The sequence below is a fragment of the Mycobacterium sp. 852002-10029_SCH5224772 genome (assembly GCF_001667315.1).
GTDB lineage: Bacteria > Actinomycetota > Actinomycetes > Mycobacteriales > Mycobacteriaceae > Mycobacterium.
In genome coordinates, this window is record NZ_LZHT01000134.1 from 1 (window position 1) to 20,555 (window position 20,555).

Sequence of the window (20,555 nt, forward strand, 5' to 3'; positions counted from 1 at the left end):
GTGAGGCCTGCCCGGTCGAGGTCGTCGACCGGTGGGCGCCGGGACGGGTGATGATCAACGCCTACGGCCCGACCGAGGCCACCGTGTACGCGGCGATGAGCGCCCCGCTGCACACCGAAGCGGGGTCGGCGCCGATCGGTGCGCCGGTGCCGCGGGCCGCGTTGTTCGTGCTGGACCGCTGGCTGCGTCCGGCGCCCCAGGGCGTCGTCGGCGAGCTGTACATCGCCGGACACGGTGTGGCCGCGGGATATTCGCGGCGGTCCGGTTTGACGGCGTCGCGATTCGTGGCCTGCCCGTTCGGCGGGCCCGGTGCGCGCATGTACCGCACCGGCGACCTGGTCCGGTGGGGCCACGACGGTCAGCTGGAGTACCTCGGCCGCGCCGACGAGCAGGTCAAGCTCCGCGGCTACCGCATCGAACTCGGTGAAGTGCAGGCGGCCCTCGCCGCGCTGGACGGGGTCGAGCAGGCCGCGGTGATCGCGCGCGAGGACCGTCCCGGCGACAAGCGGCTGGTCGGTTACATCACCGGCACCGCCGACCCGGTCGGCATCCGCATCCAGCTGGCCGACCGGCTGCCCGCCTACATGGTGCCGGCCGCGGTGGTGGTGCTGGACGCGCTGCCGCTGACGGTCAACGGCAAGCTCGACAAGCGCGCGCTGCCCGCACCCGAGTACCAGAAGCGCGGCGGCGAATACGTCGCCCCGGCCAACCACACCGAGGAGATCGTGGCCGGCATCTTCGCCCGGGTCCTCGGCATGGAGCGCGTCTCGGTCGAAGACTCCTTCTTCGAGCTCGGCGGGGACTCGCTGTCGGCGATGCGGGTGATCGCCGAGATCAACACCGCGGTCGACGGCGCCCTGTCGGTGCGCACCCTGTTCGACTCGCAGTCCATCCGGGCCCTGAGTCAGCGGATCACCAGCGGCGCCGACACCGAGAACGCCGCGGGGCCCGGCTTCGCGGCGGTGCACGGCGCCGACGCAACCGAGGTGTATGCCCGCGACCTCACGCTGGACAAGTTCATCGACGCGGCGACGCTGTCGACCGTGCCGTCGCTGACCGGCCCCAGCTCCGAGGTGCGGACGGTCCTGCTGACCGGCGCGACCGGTTTCCTGGGTCGTTACCTGGTGCTGGAATGGCTCGAGCAGCTGGAACTGGTCGAGGGCAAGCTGATCTGCCTGGTGCGGGCCCGCACGGACGAGGACGCCTGGCGCCGTCTGGAGAAGACCTTCGACAGCGGTGACCCCGAACTGCTGCAGCACTTCCGGGAATTGGCCGAAGAGCACCTGCAGGTCGTCGCCGGCGACAAGGGCCAGGCCAACCTGGGATTGGATGAGGCGACCTGGCAGCGGCTGGCCGAGACCGTCGACCTGATCGTCGACTCCGCGGCCGTGGTCAACGGCGTGCTGCCCTACAGCGAGCTATTCGCCCCCAACGTCGCGGGCACGGCCGAGCTGATCCGGTTGGCGCTCACCACGAAGATGAAGCCGTACGCGTACGTGTCGACCTCGGACGTGGGGCGCCAGATCGAGCCGTCGGCGTTCACCGAGGACGCCGACATCCGGGTCATCAGCGCCACCCGCGTCGTCGACGGCAGCTACGCCAACGGCTACGGCACCAGCAAGTGGGCGGGCGAGGTGCTGCTGCGCGAGGCCCACGACCTGTGCGCGCTGCCGGTCGGGGTGTTCCGCTGCGACATGATCCTGGCCGACACCACCTACGCGGGCCAGCTCAACCTGTCGGACATGTTCACCCGGATGCTGCTCAGCGTCGTGGCCAGCGGCGTCGCGCCACGCTCCTTCTACCAACTCGACGCGCACGGCAACCGGCAACGCGCACACTTCGACGCCCTGCCGGTGGAGTTCGTCGCCGAATCGATCACCACCCTGGGCGCCCAGGTGGGGCGGGAGTCCGCGACCGGGTTCGAGACCTACCACGTGATGAACCCGCACGACGACGGCGTCGGCCTCGACGAGTACGTCGACTGGGTCATCGATGCCGGTTACCCGATCGAGCGGATCGACGACTTCGGGGAGTGGCTGCACCGGATGGAGGCCGCTCTGCACGACCTGCCGGAGCGACAGCGCCACCAGTCGGTGCTGCAGCTGCTGCAATTGCGCAACGCTGCGCATGTGCCGCCGGCGGACCCGGCCCGCGGCTGCCTGGGGCCCACCCAGCGCTTCCGCGCCGCGGTGCAGGAAGCCAAAATCGGCCCCGACAACGACATCCCGCACATCAGCGCGCCGGTGATCGTCAAATACGTGACCGACCTGCAGCTGCTCGGCCTGCTCTGAAACACGTTCGCCGGTAGCGGTTTTCGCCATCGCCGGCCGAAGTCGTCGTCGTCGCGGCTCCCGCTGGCTACCATGACCGGTAGAACGCGACGGTCCCGCCGCAGGAGAGGAGTGCTCATCCGATGACAACAGCGCGCCTGCCCAAACTGCCACTGGACGAAGCCAAAGCCGCCGCCGACGAAGCGGCCGTCCCCAATTACATGGCCGAACTGAGCATCTTCCAAGTGTTGCTCAACCATCCGCCGCTGGCGCGCGCCATCAACGACCTGCTCGCCACCATGCTCTGGCACGGCGCCCTCGACGCGCGGTTGCGCGAGTTGGTGATCATGCGGATAGGCTGGCTCACCGCCTGCGACTACGAATGGACCCAGCACTGGCGCGTCGCCTCCCGGCTCGGTGTCTCGGGCGACGACCTGCTCGGCGTGCGAGATTGGCGCAACTACGCCGGGTTTGGGCCCGCCGAGCGGGCCGTGCTCGCGGCCACCGACGACGTGGTGCGCGACGGCGCGGTCAGCGCCGCGAGTTGGGCGGTGTGTGAGCGCGAATTCAACGGCGACACAACGGTTCTCGTTGAATTGGTCACGGTCATCGGCGCGTGGCGCATGGTCTCGTCCATCCTGCAGAGCCTCGAGGTGCCGCTGGAGGAGGGCGTGTCGAGCTGGCCTCCAGACGGCCGACCGCCCGGGTCGTAGCGGCGGCGAATCAGCGCGAATTGCTCAGGGCCGTAAGCGATTGACTTCTCCAGCAATAACTCTTAGCGTCGGGCAATGAGAACCAGGGTCGCCGAGATGCTCGGTGTCGAATTCCCGATCTGCGCCTTCAGTCATTGCCGCGATGTGGTGGCCGCGGTGACCAACGCAGGCGGATTCGGCGTCCTGGGCGCCACCGCGCACAGTCCAGCGCGATTGCGCAGCGAGCTGACTTGGATCGAGGAGCAGACCGGGGGCAAACCGTACGGGGTCGACCTGCTGCTGCCGCCCAAATACGTGGGCGCCGAACAAGGTGGGATCGACGCCAACCAGGTCCGGACCCTGCTGCCCGACGAGCATCGCGCCTTCGTCGACGACCTGCTGGCCCGCTACGGGGTGACGGCGCCCGCCGGGGACGCCCGCGTGTCCGCGGGTGGCCTGAGCATCTCGCCCAAGACGTACGAGCCACTGCTCGACGTGGCCTTCGCGCACAACATCCGGCTGATCGCCAGCGCGCTCGGCCCACCCCCGGCGGACCTCGTCGAGCGCGCCCACGACCAGGACGTGCTGGTGGCCGCCCTGGCCGGCACTACCCGCCACGCGCAGCGGCACGCCGCGGCCGGCGTCGACGTGATCGTCGCGCAGGGCACCGAGGCCGGCGGCCACACCGGCGACGTGGCGACCATGGTGCTGGTGCCCGAGGTCGTCGATGCCGTGGCGCCGGTGCCGGTGCTGGCCGCCGGCGGGATCGCCCGCGGCCGCCAGATCGCGGCGGCGCTGGCCCTGGGCGCCGAGGGTGTGTGGTGCGGGTCGGTCTGGCTGACCACCGAGGAAGCCGAGACGGTGCCTGTCGTCAAGGAGAAGTTCCTCGCCGCCACCTCCTCCGACACGGTGCGGTCGCGCTCGATGACGGGCAAGCCGGCGCGGATGCTGCGCACCGCCTGGACCGAGGAGTGGGAGCGGCCCGAAAACCCCGACCCGTTGGGCATGCCATTGCAGACCGCGCTGATCGCCGAGCCGCAGGTGCGCATCAACTCCGCCGCCGTCCACGACGGCGCCAAGGCGCGTGAGCTGGCGACATACTTCGTCGGACAGGTGGTGGGCTCGCTCAATCGGGTCCGCCCGACGCGCTCGGTGGTGCTGGACATGGTCGACGAGTTCATCGACACCATCGGCCGGCTGGACGGCCTGATCGAGAAGTGATCCCGGGCCCGTCGGTAACGAATCGCGGACACGCCAGCCAGGGATTTGACCGCGTCAGACCGCTCGTGCATGATCGGTCGGGTAAGCACCTCGTTAGGTGAGGCGTCTACACGAATACAGGCCACTGACCCCGAACGTCGAAAGACGCCCCGGGTCAGGACAGCTCCTCCCGGCTTAAGGGTTGAGCCCAGGTGGCTTCCGGTTTGGATTGTTTTTCCAGGCCAGGACACGTCGTGTGGTGCCGAAGCTCTGACGAGAGGGGTGCGGATCTCCGGCAATCGTCGGATTCTGCTCCTCTTGCTGCGCCCAGATCGCATGCGACCCCGCGTGCGTCGTGACCGCGAGGAGGTGAGGGACACATGAGTTCTAGCGATAGTCCGGATCGAAGTCCGAACACTGTTTCGTCCCGATCCGTTCTCCGGCGCGACGTACTCGGCTGAGTTGTCGCACACGCTAAGTGCTTATCCGCCAAGCGTTCTGAGATCGGAACCGACCCGGGACGGGACACGTCAGTCCTTTTTGGTCCCCGTTGGAATTCTCCTCTAGGAGTCGATCATGACCGCAGCTCTCTACGACGAAGTCGTCACCGTCGCGCCCGCTCGCACCCTGACGGTGGTACGGGACTTCCCTGAAATCCAGGTTCCCGCGCCCGAGACCGAAGAGCCGCGCCGCAGCGACTACCCGCTCTTCGGCCCGGGCGGCGACCCGCTGATCAACGGGGCCTGCCGGTTGTTGAGCATCCCGCTGCGGCACGTGTACGCGGCGCTGTGGCGCGTGGGTGTGCTCGAGGTTCGGGGCCAGTAGAATCGTTTCACTGGCGTCGATCCGGCCATCACCGGGGAGCCTTCGGAAGAACAGCCGGCCGGCTCAGTAGAACCGAACGGGTAGGCCCGTCACAGCCTGTTCAATGAGCGGCCGCGCGCGAGCGCGGCAAGCGGGGTGGTACCGCGGCGCTCGCGCAGCCGGCGCGTCGTCGTCCCCAGGCCTGAGACTGGCACAGGAGACGACGGTTGACCGAGCACACTTACCCCAAGCTGGCCAGCGGGGCGCCCGACTTCCCGGCGCTCGAGGTCGAGGTGCTGGATTACTGGGCCCGCGACGACACCTTCCGCGCCAGCATCGCCGGCCGCGAGGGCTCGCCGGAATACGTGTTCTACGACGGGCCGCCGTTCGCCAACGGTCTGCCGCACTATGGGCACCTGCTCACCGGCTACGTCAAAGACATCGTCCCGCGGTATCGCACCATGCGCGGCTACAAGGTGGAGCGCCGCTTCGGCTGGGACACCCACGGCCTGCCGGCCGAACTCGAGGTCGAGCGCCAGTTGGGCATCAGCGACAAATCGCAGATCGACGACATGGGCATCGCCGCCTTCAACGACGCCTGCCGCGCCTCGGTGCTGCGCTACACCGACGAGTGGCAGGCCTACGTCACCCGCCAGGCGCGCTGGGTGGACTTCGACAACGACTACAAGACGCTGGACCTGCCCTACATGGAGTCGGTGATCTGGGCGTTCAAGCAGCTCTGGGACAAGGACCTGGCCTATGAGGGCTACCGGGTGCTGCCTTATTGCTGGCGCGACGAAACCCCGCTGTCCAACCACGAATTGCGGATGGACGACGACGTCTACCAGAGCCGCCAAGACCCCGCGCTGACGGTGGGGTTCAAGGTGGTCGGGGGCGACTTGGACGGCGCCTACCTGTTGGTGTGGACCACGACACCGTGGACCCTGCCGTCCAACCTCGCCGTCGCCGTCAACCCCGACGTGACCTACGCGCAGGTGCGCGTCGGGGAGCGGCGTTTCGTGCTGGCCGAGGCGAGGCTGGGCGCCTACGCGCGAGAGCTCGGCTTCGAAAAGGGATTCGAAAAGGGAGTGGAACCCGAGGTGCTGGGCACCTGTCGGGGCGCGGACCTGCTGGGCACCCGGTACCTGCCGCCGTTCCCATATTTCATGGATGCGCACGATGCCTTTCGTGTGCTCTCGGGCGAGTTCGTCACCACCGAGGACGGCACCGGCATCGTCCATCTGGCGCCGGCCTACGGCGAGGACGACATGGCTGTCGCGGACGCCGCCGGCATCGCCCCGGTCACCCCGGTCGATTCCAGGGGACGCTTCGACGCCAGCGTCCCGGATTACCAGGGGCAGCACGTCTTTGACGCCAACCCGCACATCATTCGCGACCTGAAGAACGGCAGCGGTCCCGCCGCGGCCAACGGGGCGGTGGTGCTGCGCCACGAAACCTACGAGCACCCCTACCCGCACTGCTGGCGGTGCCGCAATCCGTTGATCTACCGGGCGGTGTCGTCCTGGTTCGTCGCGGTCACCGAATTCCGGGATCGCATGGTGGAACTCAACCAGCAGATCACCTGGTACCCCGAACACGTCAAGGACGGCCAGTTCGGCAAGTGGTTGCAGGGCGCCCGCGATTGGTCGATCTCACGGAACCGCTACTGGGGCACCCCGATTCCGGTGTGGAAGTCCGACGACCCGGCCTATCCGCGCATCGACGTGTACGGCAGCCTCGACGAGCTGGAGCGCGACTTCGGGGTGCGGCCCACCAACCTGCACCGCCCCTTCATCGACGAGCTGACCCGGCCCAATCCCGACGACCCGACCGGGCGTTCGGTGATGCGCCGCATCCCCGACGTGCTCGACGTGTGGTTCGACTCCGGGTCGATGCCCTATGCGCAGGTCCACTTCCCGTTCGAGAACGCCGACTGGTTCGACACCCACTATCCCGGTGACTTCATCGTCGAGTACATCGGCCAGACCCGCGGCTGGTTCTACACGCTACACGTGTTGGCCACCGCGCTGTTCGACCGGCCGTCCTTCAAAACCTGTGTGGCCCATGGCATCGTGCTGGGCTCCGACGGCCAGAAGATGAGCAAGTCGCTGCGCAACTATCCCGACGTGTCCGAGGTGTTCGACCGCGACGGCTCCGATGCCATGCGCTGGTTCCTGATGGCCTCACCGATCCTGCGCGGCGGCAACCTCATCGTCACCGAACAAGGCATCCGCGAGGGCGTGCGCCAGGTGCTACTGCCGTTCTGGAACGCCTATAGCTTCCTGGCCCTCTACGCGCCGAAAGTCGGTACCTGGCGCACCGATTCGACCCAGGTGCTGGACCGCTACATCCTGGCCAAGCTCGCCGAACTGCGCGACGACCTCACCCGCGAAATGGACAGCTGTGACATCTCGCGGGCCTGCGAGCAGCTGCGAAAGTTCACCGAGGCGTTGACGAACTGGTATGTGCGACGGTCGCGTTCGCGGTTCTGGACCGAAGACGCCGATGCCATCGACACCCTGCACACCGTGCTGGAGGTGACCGCGCGGCTGGCCGCGCCGCTGCTTCCGTCGGTGACCGAGATCGTCTGGCGCGGCCTGACCGGCGGGCGGTCTGTGCACCTGACCGATTGGCCGCAGGAGGGCGACGTGCCCGCCGACCCCGATCTGGTCGCCGCGATGGATCAGGTCCGCGAGGTGTGCTCGGCCGCATCGTCGTTGCGCAAGGCCAAGAAGCTGCGGGTGCGGTTACCGCTGCCGAAACTCACTGTCGCGGTGGGTAATCCGCATCTCCTCGAGCCGTTCGTCGACCTGATCGCCGACGAGCTCAACGTCAAGAGCGTCGAGCTGACCGACGCGATCGACACGTACGGCTCCTTCGAACTCACCGTCAACGCGCGGGTGGCCGGCCCGCGGCTGGGCAAGGCCGTGCAGGCCGCGATCAAGGCGGTCAAGGCGGGGGAGGGCGTCGTCAACGACGACGGCACCCTGACCGCCGGCCCCGCGGTCCTGCAACCGGGCGAATACAGCTCGCGGCTGGTCGCCGCCGACCCGGAGTTCACCGCGGCCCTGCCCGACGGGGCGGGCCTGGTGGTGCTGGACGGCACGGTGACGCCCGAGCTGGAGGCCGAAGGCTGGGCCAAGGACCGGATCCGCGAATTGCAGGAGCTGCGCAAGTCGACGGGACTGGATGTGTCCGACCGGATTTCGGTGGTGATGTCGGTGCCCGCCGGGCGCGCCGACTGGGCACAGGCGCACCGCGACCTCATTGCGGGCGAAATCCTGGCGACCAGTTTCGAATTCGGCGAGCCCCGCGACGGCGCGGACATCGGCGATGGCGTGCGGGTGAGCATCGCCAAGGCCTGAGCCGTCACATGCGCCACTTTCGCCTCTCCGCGAGGCGGCACATGGTTTGCCCGCCTCTGAGCGACAATCCGTCGCCGGACCGCATCGGCGTGACCCGTTGTCGCTGTGAGGCGGGCACAGCACCACATGGTCGGCCGCGGCCCCGGACGGTTCACGCGATGCGGCTGACCGACGGGTTGACCGCCCGCCAACGCCATCGCCTTGGCGATGGACGCCAGGCCAATAGCATCAACCCTGTGGAGTCGCGTTGGGTGCTGCACCTGGACATGGATGCGTTCTTCGCTTCCGTCGAGCAGCTCACCCGGCCGACCCTGCGCGGTCGGCCGGTGCTGGTCGGCGGATTGGGTGGCCGCGGCGTGGTGGCCGGCGCCAGCTACGAGGCGCGCGTGTTCGGCGCCCGCTCGGCCATGCCCATGCATCAGGCCCGCCGCCTGGTCGGCGTGAGCGCGGTGGTGTTGCCGCCGCGCGGCGTGGTGTACGGGGTGGCCAGCCGGCGGGTCTTCGACACCATTCGCGCCGTCGTCCCCGTCGTCGAGCAACTCTCCTTCGACGAGGGATTCGGCGAACCCGCGCAGCTGGCCGGGGCGTCCGCCGCCGACGTCGAAACCTTCTGCGAGGATCTGCGCCGACGGGTTCGTGACCGGACCGGGCTGATCGCCTCGGTGGGCGCGGGCTCGGGCAAGCAGATCGCCAAGATCGCCTCCGGGCTGGCCAAGCCCGACGGGATCCGCGTGGTCCGCCGCGACGAAGAACGGCCGCTGCTCGGCGGGTTGCCGGTGCGCCGGCTGTGGGGGATCGGCCCGGTCGCCGAGGAGAAGCTGCATCGCCTCGGTATCGAGACCATCGGGGAGCTGGCCGCGCTGACCGACGCCGAGGCGGCCAACATCCTGGGCGCCACGATCGGGCCGGCGCTGCACCGGCTGGCCCTCGGTGTCGATGACCGCCCGGTCGCCGAGCGCGCCGAGGCCAAGCAGATCAGCTCCGAGTCGACCTTCGCCGCCGACCTGACCAGCCTGGAGCAGCTGCGTGAGGCGATCGAACCGATCGCCGAGCACGCCCATCACCGTCTGTTGCGCGACGGCCGCGGCGCGCGCACCGTCACGGTCAAGCTGAAGAAATCCGACATGAGCACCCTGACCCGGTCCGCGACGCTGCCCTACGCCACCACCGAGATCGTCGCGCTGGTCGGCGTGGCCCGCCGGCTGCTGCTCGATCCGCGCGAGATCGGGCCCATTCGCCTTCTCGGCGTGGGGTTTTCGGGGTTGAGCGACGTGCGCCAGGAGTCACTGTTCCCGGATCTGGAACTGCCGCAGGAGCAAACGGATTCGCCGTCCGTCGAAACCGCGGCCGAGGCCATGTTCAGCACGGGACCCGACCAAGCGGGTTGGCGGGTGGGCGACGACGTCGTGCACGGCGACCTCGGGCACGGCTGGGTGCAGGGCGCCGGCCACGGTGTGGTCACCGCCCGGTTCGAAACCCGCGCGTCGGGCCCGGGCCCGGCGAGGACGTTTCCCGCCGACAGCGGCGAGCTGGCCCGCGCCAACCCGGTCGATTCCCTGGACTGGCCGGACTACGTGGGCGATCTGCAGGCCGACGCCGTGTCAGCCCCACCGGCCGATGACGTCGGCGACGGGTAGCCCGGCGGCCAGCGCGGCGATCAGCAGGACCCGCGCCTGAGGCGGCCGCAGCATCGGCACCAGCACCGCCCCGGCGGTCGCCATGGCATGGCCGGGGCCGTAGCTCGCGCCGACCCGCCCGCCGGGGACCCGGGTGGACACCGCGACGACGATCCCGTCGCCGCAGTGCCGGCGCACCGCGTCGACCACCGTGGGCCCGGCGTTACCCGAGCCCAACGCCTCGAGCACCACGGCGCGCGCCCCGGCGTCCACGCAGGCATCGAGCGCCACCGCGTCGCCGCCCAGATACGTCGCGACGATGTCGACCCGCGGCGCCGAACCCGCCCGCGGCTCGCCCACGTACGGCCGCGTCTTGGGGCCGGTCAGCGTCACCTCGCCCGCGACGGTGCCGAGGAGCCGGCCGGTGAAGCCGCTCAGGTCCTCGGTGGCCGCCTTGTACATGCCCAGCGGCTGCAACACCCGGCCCGCAAAACACAGCACCACGCCCAGGCCGCGGGCGGCGGGGCTGGCCGCCACCGCCAGGGCGTCGCGCACATTCGCCGGACCGTCGGCGTCGGGGGCGTCGGCGCTGCGCATCGCGCCGGTCAGCACGATCGGCGCGTCGCCGGCATAGGTGAGGTCGAGCCACAGGGCGCTTTCCTCCATGGTGTCGGTGCCATGCAGGACGACAACCCCGTCGGCGCCGCCGTCGAGCGCGGCCGTCACCGCGTCGCGAATCCGGTCCCAATCGGCCAGCGTCAGCTCCGAGCTGTCCACCGCCAGCAGGTCAACGACGTCGACGTCGTGCTCCCCGCGAAAGGGCGCGGTCAACTCGGCCCCGTTGTAGGAGGGCCGGTGCACCCCGTCGGCGCCGGTGCCGGTGGATATCGTGCCCCCGGTGGCGATCACGGTGAGGCGGGCCATGGTCGAATCATTGCGCATCGCCGCCACACGGACATCGCTAGGTTGCGCGGGGCAGTAGGGGATGATGAGAGAGTGCCTGAAGAACCAACGGGATCAACGGAGCCGGTGACCTCGGCCGACAACGCTGAGAACGACGCCGCCGACCAGCAGCGGCCGCCGCGCCGGCTGCGCTTGCTGCTGTCGGTCGCCGCGATCGTCCTGGCCCTGGACATCGTCACCAAGGTGCTCGCCGTCAAGCTGTTGCCTCCCGGACAGCCGGTGCCGATCATCGGCGACACGGTGACCTGGACCCTGGTGCGCAATTCGGGCGCCGCGTTCTCGATGGCCACCGGCTACACCTGGATGCTGACCCTGATCGCGACCGGCGTGGTGGCCGGCATCTTCTGGATGGGCCGGCGGCTGGTGTCGCCCTGGTGGGCGGTGGGCCTGGGGTTGATCCTCGGCGGCGCCATGGGCAACCTGGTCGACCGCTTCTTCCGGGCGCCCGGACCGCTGCGCGGCCATGTCGTGGACTTCCTCTCGGTCGGTTGGTGGCCGGTGTTCAACGTCGCCGATCCCTCCGTGGTGGGCGGCGCCATCCTGCTGGTGGTGCTGTCGATCTTCGGTTTCGACTTCGACTCAGTCGGTCGGCGCAACGCCGACGGGGACAGCGCGGGTGAGTGACCGCTCGATGCCGGTTCCGGAGGGGCTGGCGGGCATGCGCGTCGACACCGGCCTGGCCCGCCTGCTGGGGCTGTCGCGCAGCGCCGCGGCGGCCCTGGCCGAAGACGGCGGCGTCGAATTGGACGGGGTGCAGGCCGGCAAGTCCGACCGGCTGACCGGCGGCGCGTGGCTGCAGGTGCGCCTGCCCGAGGCGCCGGCGCCGCCGCAGAACACGCCGGTCGACATCGAGGGCATGACGATCCTGTACTCCGACGACGACATCGTCGCGGTCGACAAGCCGGCCGCGGTGGCCGCGCACGCGTCGGTGGGCTGGACCGGGCCGACGGTGCTCGGCGGCCTGGCCGCCGCCGGTTACCGGATCACCACCTCCGGGGTGCCCGAGCGGCAGGGCATCGTGCATCGCCTCGACGTCGGTACCTCCGGGGTGATGGTGGTGGCGCTCTCCGAGCGCGCTTACACCCTGCTCAAGCGGGCGTTCAAGCAGCGCACCGTCGACAAGCGCTACCACGCGCTGGTGCAGGGGCATCCGGATCCGTCCAGCGGGACCATCGACGCCCCGATCGGGCGGCACCGCGGCGGTGAGTGGAAGTTCGCGGTCACCAAGGACGGCCGGCACAGCCTCACCCACTACGACACCGTGGAGGCCTTCGTCGCGGCCAGCCTGCTCGACGTGCACCTGGAAACCGGGCGCACCCACCAGATCCGGGTGCATTTCTCCGCGCTGCACCACCCGTGCTGCGGCGACCTGGTCTACGGCGCCGACCCCAAACTCGCGAAAAAGCTTGGCCTGGAACGTCAATGGCTGCATGCCCGCTCGCTGTCGTTCGCCCATCCGGCCGACGGGCGGCGGATGGAGATCGTCAGCCCCTACCCGCCCGACCTGCAGCACGCGCTGGACGTGCTGCGAGCCGAGGGCTGACTCAGCCGGGCTTGCGGGCCTCGACGAGCACCCGCGTCGGGTGCGTGACGAACGGCCCCTCGGCCTCGATCCGCTCGTGAAGTTCGGCCAGCCGGTCGCGGTAGCGCTGCACGCTGAAGTCGGGCACCGACCAGACCACCTTGCGCAGGAAGTAGACGATGGCGCCGACGTCGAAGAATTCGGCCCGCATCCGCTCCATGCGCAGATCGACGATCTGCAGCCCGGCGGCCTCGGCCTGAGCGCGGACGGCGTCCGGGTGAAACTCGGCCCACTTCTGCGGCTGCGGTCCGATGAAGTACTCCACCAGCTCGCCCATCGTGGCGGGACCGATGTGCTGCGCGAAGTAGGTGCCGCCCGGCCGGAGCACCCGAAAGATCTCGGTCCACCAGACGGAGATCGGATGGCGCGTGGTGACCAGGTCGAAGGCGTCATCGGCGAACGGTAGCGGCGGCTCGTCGCGAGTCGCGACGACCACCACGCCGTGCGGATGCAGGCGCCGGGTGGCCAGGGCCGCGTTGGGCGGCCACGTCTCGATGGCCGCCATGGTGGGCGGGAACGGCGCCGCGCCGGACAGCACCTCCCCGCCTCCGGTGTGAATGTCCAGCGCGGACGACACGCTCGCCAACCGTTGCTTCAGCAGGCGCTGGTAGCCCCACGACGGGCGGTCCTCGGTCGCCCGTCCGTCCAGCCACGAGAAATCCCAGCCGTCGACCGGGGCGGCGTCCGCCTCCGCGATCAGGTCGTCAAATGTGCGCCGCATCCCAGCATGCTAGGCACCGTTTGCGACGGACGGCAGGCGGAATGCGATCAGACCGTCGCCTTGGCGTCGCCCGTCGCGATCTCGGACACCGTCTCCGACGGGAGCCCGGCGCCGGCCAGTGCGTCGGCCAAATGCCCGGCCACCAAGCCGAAGTGGTGCATCCCGGCACTGCCCGTCGGTTAGTGCGCGATCACGCACGGATTGCCTTGTGTAACACGCGGATCGCCTACGGGTGGCGATCGTTGTGGGCGAACCGTGAGAAGGCGCGCCGCGTTTACATGACCGCAATCTGCATCGGGGCGGGGACTGATGTCTTAGGTTGGCGTGATGGTGCACGTCACATCACTCGCGCAGCCCGCAAGGCGGTCGTCAGGAGCGAATGCCGATGAACCTTGGTGACTTAACGAACTTGGTGGAGAACTCGCTGGGGAACCTGGTGGAAAAACCGCTGGCTGCGGTGTCTCACATCGTCAACACCCCCAACTCGGCGGGGCGGTATCGGCCGTTCTATCTGAGGAATCTGCTCGATGCGGTGCAGGGCCGCACGCTCGAGGAGGCCGTCGCGGGCAAGACCGCCCTGATCACCGGGGGATCGTCGGGCATCGGGGAGGCCGCCGCGAAGAAGATCGCGGAAGCCGGCGGCGCGGTGGCGCTGGTGGCGCGCACCCGGGAGAACCTCGAGAAGGTCGCCTCTGAGATCCGCGACGCCGGCGGGATGGCCCACGTCTACCCGTGCGACCTGTCCGACATGGACGCCATCGCCGCGATGGCCGATCAGGTGCTCGACGACCTCGGCGGGGTCGACATCCTGATCAACAACGCGGGCCGGTCGATTCGGCGTTCGCTGGCGCTGTCCTACGACCGGATCCACGATTACCAGCGGACCATGCAGCTGAACTACCTCGGCGCTGTCCAGCTGATCCTCAAGTTCATCCCCGGGATGCGCGAGCGGGGATTCGGGCACGTGCTCAACGTCTCCTCGGTCGGCGTGCAGACGCGGGCGCCCCGCTTCGGGGCCTACATCGCCAGCAAGGCCGCGCTGGACAGCCTGTGCGACGCGCTGCAGGCCGAGACCGTCAACGACGACGTCCGGTTCACCACCGTGCACATGGCGCTGGTGCGCACGCCGATGATCAGCCCGACCACCCTCTACGACAAATTCCCGGCGCTGACGCCCGAGCAGGCGGCCGGCGTGATCGCGGACGCGATCGTGCACCGGCCGCGCCGGGCCAGCTCGCCGTTCGGCCAGTTCGCCGCCCTCGCCGATGCGGTCAACCCGGCGGTGATGGACCGGGTGCGCAACCGGGCGTTCGCCATGTTCAGCGACTCCAGCGCCGCAAAGGGTAACGAATCGACAACCGACACAACGGAATTCGACAGACGAAGCGAGACGTTTGTGCGGGCGACCCGAGGGATACATTGGTGAGACATGAGCCTTCCGAAACCTGACATCCAGACCACCGTCGTCATCACCGGGGCGTCATCGGGCATCGGCGCCGAACTGGCTCGCGGACTGGCCCGACGCGGCTTCCCGCTGTTGCTGGTCGCGCGGCGCCGCGAGCGCCTCGACGAGCTGGCCAACGAGGTGGGCAAGGAGTACTCGGTCGCCGTCGAGGTGCTGCCGCTGGATCTCAGCGACGGCGAGGCCCGCGCCAAACTGGCGAACCGGCTGCGCACCGAGCCGATCGCCGGGTTGTGCAACAGCGCCGGATTCGGCACCAGCGGGGTCTTCCACCAGTTGCCGGTGGAACGCGAGAGCGACGAGATCACCCTCAACGCGCTGGCGTTGATGGAACTCACCCACGCGAGCTTGCCCGGCATGGTTGAGCGCGGGGCCGGCGCGGTGATGAACATCGCCTCGATCGCGGGTTTTCAGCCGGTTCCCTACATGGCCGTCTATTCGGCCACCAAGGCCTTCGTGCAGACCTTCTCCGAAGCGGTCCACGAGGAGCTGCACGGCACCGGGGTGTCGGTCACCTGTCTGTGCCCGGGGCCGGTGCCGACCGAGTGGGCCGAGATCGCCAACGCCGAGCGGTTCAGCATTCCGCTGGCGCAGGTCTCGCCGCGCGAGGTGGCCGAGGCGGCGATCGGTGGCATGCTCTCCGGCAGGCGCACCGTGGTGCCCGGCGTGGTGCCCAAGGTGGTCAGCACGGGGGGCCGATTCGTGCCGCGCAGCCTGCTGTTGCCGGGCATCCGGATCGGCAACCGTTTCCGCGGGGGGCCCAAGCGCTGAGCGCCCGGTCTGTCCGGCGTGTTCAATCCGCGGGCGTAACCACACTGCGAAAAAATGCGCCAGAAATCGCAGCCTGGTTACGCTCGCGAGCCAAGATCCGCCGCCATTAAGCTCAGCCGGTGGCCGCTGTGGAGATGACCGCCGACGTACCGATGAGCCCCCAGCAGATGTGGGACCAGGTGTCCGACTTGTCGGACCTGGGTGACTGGCTGGTGATGCACGAGGGGTGGCGCAGCGAACTCCCCGACGAGCTGGGCGAAGGAACCCAGGTCGTCGGCGTGGCCCGGGCCAAGGGCCTCCGCAACCGGGTGACGTGGACGGTGACCAAGTGGGACCCGCCGCACGAGGTGACGATGTCGGGCTCCGGCAAAGGCGGGGCCAAATACGCCGTGTCGCTCACCGTGCGGCCCACCGAGGAGGGATCGACGCTGGGTCTGCGCCTGGAGCTGGGCGGGCGGGCGCTGTTCGGTCCGGTGGGCGCCGCGGCGGCTCGCGCCGTCAAAGGCGACGTGCAGAAGTCGTTGAAGAACTTCGTCGAGTTGTACGGATAAACGCCTTAAGACACACGCGGCGACACGCCCGAAAGCCGTCGGTGCTCAGTCATAGACTGGCGTCCCTATGAACCACTCGTCCTTCGTGCACCTGCATAACCACACCGAGTACTCGATGTTGGACGGTGCCGCGAAGATCACGCCGATGCTCGCCGAGGTGGAGCGGCTGCAAATGCCCGCGGTCGGGATGACCGACCACGGAAACATGTTCGGCGCCAGCGAGTTCTACAACGCCGCGGCCAAGGCCGGGATCAAACCGATCATCGGCGTCGAGGCCTACATCGCGCCGGCGTCGCGCTTCGACACCCGGCGGATTCTGTGGGGTGACCCCGGCCAGAAGTCCGACGACGTCTCGGGCAGCGGCTCCTACACGCACATGACGATGGTGGCCGAGAACGCCACCGGCCTGCGCAACCTGTTCAAGCTGTCCTCGCTGGCGTCGTTCGAGGGCCAGCTCGGCAAGTGGTCGCGGATGGACGCCGAGATCATCGCCGAACACGCCGAGGGCATCATCGCCACCACCGGCTGCCCCTCGGGGGAGGTGCAGACCCGCCTTCGGTTGGGGCATGACCGCGAGGCGCTGGAGTCGGCCGCCAAGTGGCGCGAGATCTTCGGCGCCGACAACTACTTCCTCGAGCTGATGGACCACGGCCTGTCCATCGAGCAACGGGTCCGCGAAGGGCTGCTGGAGATCGGCCGCAAACTGGGCATCCCGCCGCTGGCCACCAACGACTGCCACTACGTCACCCGCGACGCCGCGCACAACCACGAGGCGCTGCTGTGCGTGCAGACCGGCAAGACGCTCTCGGACCCGAACCGCTTCAAGTTCGACGGTGACGGCTACTACCTGAAGTCGGCCGCCGACATGCGCCGGATCTGGGACGACGCGGTCCCCGGCGCCTGCGACTCCACCCTGCTCATCGCCGAGCGGGTGCAGCCCTACGACGAGGTCTGGGCGCCCCGCGACCGGATGCCGATCTTCCCGGTGCCCGAGGGGCACGACCAGGCGAGCTGGCTGCACCACGAGGTGATGGCCGGGCTGCAGCGGCGGTTCGGAGCCGACGTCGGCCAGGACTACATCGACCGGGCCGAGTACGAGATCAAGGTCATCTGCGACAAGGGTTTCCCGTCGTACTTCCTGATCGTCGCGGACCTGATCAATTACGCGCGGTCGGTCGACATCCGGGTCGGGCCGGGGCGCGGCTCGGCGGCGGGCTCGCTGGTGGCCTACTCGCTGGGCATCACCAACATCGACCCCATCCCGCACGGCCTGCTGTTCGAGCGCTTCCTCAACCCGGAACGCCCGTCGGCGCCCGACATCGACATCGACTTCGACGACCGTCGTCGCGGCGAGATGGTGCGCTACGCCGCCGACAAGTGGGGCTCCGACCGCGTCGCGCAGGTCATCACCTTCGGTACCATCAAAACCAAAGCGGCCCTGAAGGACTCGGCGCGCATCCACTACGGCCAGCCCGGGTTCGCCATCGCCGACCGGATCACCAAGGCGCTGCCGCCGCCGATCATGGCCAAGGACATTCCGCTGTCGGGGATCACCGATCCCGCCCACGAGCGATACAAGGAGGCCGCCGAGGTCCGCGGCCTGATCGAAACCGACCCCGACGTCCGCACCATCTACCAGACCGCCCGCGGCCTGGAGGGCCTGATCCGCAACGCCGGCGTGCACGCGTGCGCGGTGATCATGAGCAGCGAGCCGCTGACCGAGGCCATCCCGCTGTGGAAGCGGCCGCAGGACGGCGCCGTCATCACCGGCTGGGACTACCCGTCGTGTGAGGCCATCGGCCTGCTGAAGATGGACTTCCTGGGCCTGCGCAACCTGACGATCATCGGCGACGCCCTGGATAACATCAAGGCCAACAGGGGAATCGACCTCGACCTGGAAACCGTGCCGCTGGACGACAAGCCCACCTACGAGCTGCTGGGCCGGGGCGACACCCTGGGCGTGTTCCAGCTCGACGGCGGCCCGATGCGCGATCTGCTGCGCCGCATGCAGCCCACCGAGTTCAACGACATCGTCGCGGTGCTGGCCCTGTACCGCCCCGGCCCGATGGGCATGAACGCCCACAACGACTACGCCGACCGCAAGAACGCGCGACAGCCGATCAAGCCCATTCACCCGGAGCTCGAGGAGCCGCTGCGCGAGATCCTTTCCGAGACTCACGGTTTGATCGTCTACCAAGAGCAGATCATGCTCATCGCCCAGAAGGTCGCCTCCTACACCATGGGTAAGGCCGACGCGCTGCGTAAGGCGATGGGGAAGAAGAAGCTCGAGGTGCTCGAGGCCGAGTACAAGGGCTTCTACGAGGGCATGACCGCCAACGGATTCTCCGAAAAAGCGGTGAAGGCGTTGTGGGACACCATCCTTCCGTTCGCCGGGTATGCGTTCAACAAGTCGCACGCGGCCGGCTACGGCCTGGTCTCGTATTGGACCGCCTATCTCAAGGCCAACTATCCGGCCGAGTACATGGCCGGGCTGCTGACCTCGGTGGGTGACGACAAGGACAAGGCCGCCGTCTACCTCGCCGACTGCCGCAAGCTGGGCATCACGGTGCTGCCGCCCGACGTCAACGAGTCGCTGGTGAACTTCGCCTCGGTCGGAACGGACATCCGCTTCGGGCTGGGCGCGGTGCGCAATGTCGGTGCCAACGTGGTGGGCTCGCTGATCGGCACCCGCAACGGCAAGGGCAAGTTCACCGACTTCTCGGACTACCTGAACAAGATCGACATCGCCGCCTGCAACAAGAAGGTGACCGAGTCGCTGATCAAGGCCGGCGCCTTCGACTCGCTCGGGCATGCCCGCAAGGGCCTGTTCCTGGTGCACACCGACGCGGTCGATTCGGTGCTGGGCACCAAGAAGGCCGAGGCGATAGGCCAGTTCGACCTGTTCGGCGGTGATGACGGTTGCACCGAATCGGTGTTCACCATCAAGGTGCCCGACGACGAGTGGGAGGACAAGCACAAGCTCGCGCTGGAGCGGGAGATGCTGGGCCTGTACGTGTCCGGGCACCCGCTCAACGGGGTGGCGCACCTGCTGGCCGCGCAGGTGGACACCCAGATCCCGGCCATCCTCGACGGCGATGTGGCCAACGAGACCCAGGTACGGGTGGGCGGCATCCTCGCATCGGTCAACCGGCGGGTCAACAAGAACGGGATGCCCTGGGCGTCAGCGCAATTGGAGGACCTCACCGGTGGCATCGAGGTGATGTTCTTCCCGCACGCGTATTCCAGCTACGGCGCCGACATCGCCGATGACACCGTCGTGCTGATCAACGCCAAGGTGGCCATCCGCGACGACCGGATCAGCCTGATCGCCAACGAGCTTGTGGTGCCGGACTTTTCCACCGCCCAGGCGAACCGGCCGATCGCGGTCAGCCTGCCCACGCGGCAGTGCACCATCGACAAGGTCAGCGCGCTCAAGCAGGTGCTGGCCCGCCACCCAGGGACCTCGCAGGTGCACCTGCGGCTGATCAGCGGTGACCGGATCACCACGCTGGAACTCGATGCGTCGCTGCGGGTGACGCCGTCGCCGGCGTTGATGGGCGATCTCAAGGAACTGCTCGGCCCGGGCTGCCTGGGCGGCTAGCGGTAGCCATCGCCGACTGTGCGGCCAGCCGCACGCTCGCGCCCGACTGTGCGGCCGGCCGCACACTCGCGGCGCGATCAGGGCAAGGCCAGCACCGCCTGGTGGTCGTGAGTCGGGATGATCGTGACCGCGTGCCGCGCCAGGTGCAGGCGCTGGAGCGTCTTGAAGGCCTCCTCGCGATCCTCGTCCACCAAATTGCCTGGGTAGCTTGACTTCTGCCGGACCTTGTCGATCTGCAACCGGTGCCAGGCGGCGTCGCCGGCGATCAAGATCCATCCCCGCTGGGTGTGGGCGAGCACCCCGACACTGCCCGGCGTGTGACCGGCCAGATCCACCAAAAGCACCGACCGGTCGCCGAACAGATCGTGGCTTGCGGTGAAGGTCAGCACCGGCGGCCCGTCCAGCTCGTATTCGCTGATCGCCCGGCCGCGCAGCGAATCGCGCACGCCGCCGACGGGCGCGACGGAGCCCGAAGCGATCCAATCGTGTTCGCGGCGGTGCAGGTGCACGGGAAGGTCCGGCAGGTCGAGCAGACCCGACACGTGGTCCCAGTGCGCGTGGGTGGGCACGGCGAAATCCAGCGTCGGCGCATCGGGTAGATGGGACAGTGCCGTGACGGTGGGGATGGTGCTGTCCGGCGGACGGACCGCGACCCGCAGCACCGCGGGCAGCTGGGCGATCGCGCGGTGCTCGGCGTCGAGGCACACCGCGGGATCGACGATGAACGTGGCCTGCGGGTGAGTGATGAGGAACGACGTCAGCGAGTTCTCGATGCGGGCCGGTGTGAAGGTGCCCTCGACGATGGCGGCCGTCGGCACCCGGCGCGGCACCTGGGGCAGCGCCCGCACGGTCACGGCGCGGCCGGTGTCCGGCAGCCCCGCGTCGACGACGCTGCGCACGAACCGTTCGTCGGGCCGCTTCGGACGCACCATCCCTCGCACGAGTCCTGCTGCGGCG

The 20,555-nt window shown here is 68.9% G+C and carries 15 protein-coding genes, 1 pseudogene and 1 riboswitch; of the genes and pseudogenes, 12 read left to right on the forward strand and 4 right to left on the reverse strand.

From position 1 onward, the window contains the following. The 6 genes from A5775_RS22875 to A5775_RS22900 form a co-directional block, all read left to right on the forward strand. A partial coding sequence (locus tag A5775_RS22875) for a thioester reductase domain-containing protein (RefSeq protein WP_156660824.1) occupies positions 1-2,291 on the forward strand: 2,291 nt, incomplete at its 5' end. Between the two features lie 122 nt (positions 2,292-2,413). Continuing rightward, on the forward strand, positions 2,414-2,983 hold the full coding sequence (locus A5775_RS22880) for a carboxymuconolactone decarboxylase family protein (protein ID WP_067257611.1): 570 nt from the start codon (positions 2,414-2,416) through the stop codon (positions 2,981-2,983). Positions 2,984-3,058: 75 nt separating this feature from the next. Next, positions 3,059-4,183, forward strand: coding sequence for a nitronate monooxygenase family protein (locus tag A5775_RS22885; protein WP_067257614.1), 1,125 nt, complete (start codon positions 3,059-3,061; stop codon positions 4,181-4,183). A gap of 82 nt (positions 4,184-4,265) precedes the next feature. Then, positions 4,266-4,451, forward strand: a riboswitch (M-box (ykoK) riboswitch). Positions 4,452-4,738: 287 nt separating this feature from the next. Continuing rightward, positions 4,739-4,987, forward strand: coding sequence for an Rv1535 family protein (locus A5775_RS22890; RefSeq protein WP_067257617.1), 249 nt, complete (start codon positions 4,739-4,741; stop codon positions 4,985-4,987). A gap of 206 nt (positions 4,988-5,193) precedes the next feature. Continuing rightward, on the forward strand, positions 5,194-8,331 hold the full coding sequence (ileS, locus tag A5775_RS22895) for an isoleucine--tRNA ligase (RefSeq protein ID WP_067257620.1): 3,138 nt from the start codon (positions 5,194-5,196) through the stop codon (positions 8,329-8,331). 251 nt (positions 8,332-8,582) lie between these two features. Then, entirely contained in the window at positions 8,583-9,968 is a 1,386-nt protein-coding gene (locus A5775_RS22900) for a DNA polymerase IV (RefSeq protein ID WP_197512876.1), read from the forward strand. Here the strand turns inward: A5775_RS22900 and A5775_RS22905 are convergent. After that, positions 9,933-10,889: an asparaginase gene (locus A5775_RS22905; RefSeq protein WP_067258009.1), complete on the reverse strand. Its 957-nt coding sequence runs from the start codon at positions 10,887-10,889 to the stop codon at positions 9,933-9,935. The genes A5775_RS22900 and A5775_RS22905 overlap by 36 nt on opposite strands. Before the next feature lie 54 nt (positions 10,890-10,943). Between A5775_RS22905 and lspA the strand changes: the two genes are divergently transcribed. Then, positions 10,944-11,534, forward strand: coding sequence for a signal peptidase II (gene lspA, locus A5775_RS22910; protein ID WP_082953141.1), 591 nt, complete (start codon positions 10,944-10,946; stop codon positions 11,532-11,534). Then, positions 11,527-12,453, forward strand: a complete 927-nt coding sequence (locus tag A5775_RS22915) for an RluA family pseudouridine synthase (protein WP_067257625.1) — start codon at positions 11,527-11,529, stop codon at positions 12,451-12,453. The genes lspA and A5775_RS22915 overlap by 8 nt, the downstream gene beginning before the upstream one ends. Before the next feature lies 1 nt (position 12,454). Here the strand turns inward: A5775_RS22915 and A5775_RS22920 are convergent, their stop codons facing one another. Further along, positions 12,455-13,213 carry a class I SAM-dependent methyltransferase gene (locus A5775_RS22920; RefSeq protein WP_067257628.1) on the reverse strand — a complete coding sequence of 253 codons (759 nt, stop codon included), beginning with the start codon at positions 13,211-13,213 and terminating at the stop codon, positions 12,455-12,457. Between the two features lie 47 nt (positions 13,214-13,260). Further along, positions 13,261-13,374, reverse strand: a pseudogene (locus A5775_RS25180) (group 1 truncated hemoglobin); the annotation flags it as partial. Between the two features lie 224 nt (positions 13,375-13,598). Here A5775_RS25180 and A5775_RS22925 point away from each other — a divergent pair. The 4 genes from A5775_RS22925 (at position 13,599) to dnaE (ending at position 19,598) form a co-directional block, all read left to right on the forward strand. After that, complete coding sequence (locus tag A5775_RS22925; protein ID WP_067258012.1) at positions 13,599-14,639, forward strand: SDR family NAD(P)-dependent oxidoreductase; 1,041 nt, start codon at positions 13,599-13,601, stop codon at positions 14,637-14,639. Between the two features lie 3 nt (positions 14,640-14,642). Then, on the forward strand, positions 14,643-15,446 hold the full coding sequence (locus tag A5775_RS22930; RefSeq protein ID WP_067257631.1) for an SDR family oxidoreductase: 804 nt from the start codon (positions 14,643-14,645) through the stop codon (positions 15,444-15,446). A 119-nt stretch (positions 15,447-15,565) separates the two neighbouring features. Beyond that, complete coding sequence (locus A5775_RS22935; protein ID WP_067257634.1) at positions 15,566-15,997, forward strand: SRPBCC family protein; 432 nt, start codon at positions 15,566-15,568, stop codon at positions 15,995-15,997. Positions 15,998-16,064: 67 nt separating this feature from the next. Beyond that, entirely contained in the window at positions 16,065-19,598 is a 3,534-nt protein-coding gene (gene dnaE, locus A5775_RS22940) for a DNA polymerase III subunit alpha (protein ID WP_067257637.1), read from the forward strand. 77 nt (positions 19,599-19,675) lie between these two features. On the opposite strand, the gene A5775_RS22945 is transcribed toward dnaE, so the two are convergent. Then, on the reverse strand, positions 19,676-20,530 hold the full coding sequence (locus A5775_RS22945) for an MBL fold metallo-hydrolase (protein ID WP_231995256.1): 855 nt from the start codon (positions 20,528-20,530) through the stop codon (positions 19,676-19,678). Positions 20,531-20,555 lie beyond the last annotated feature (25 nt).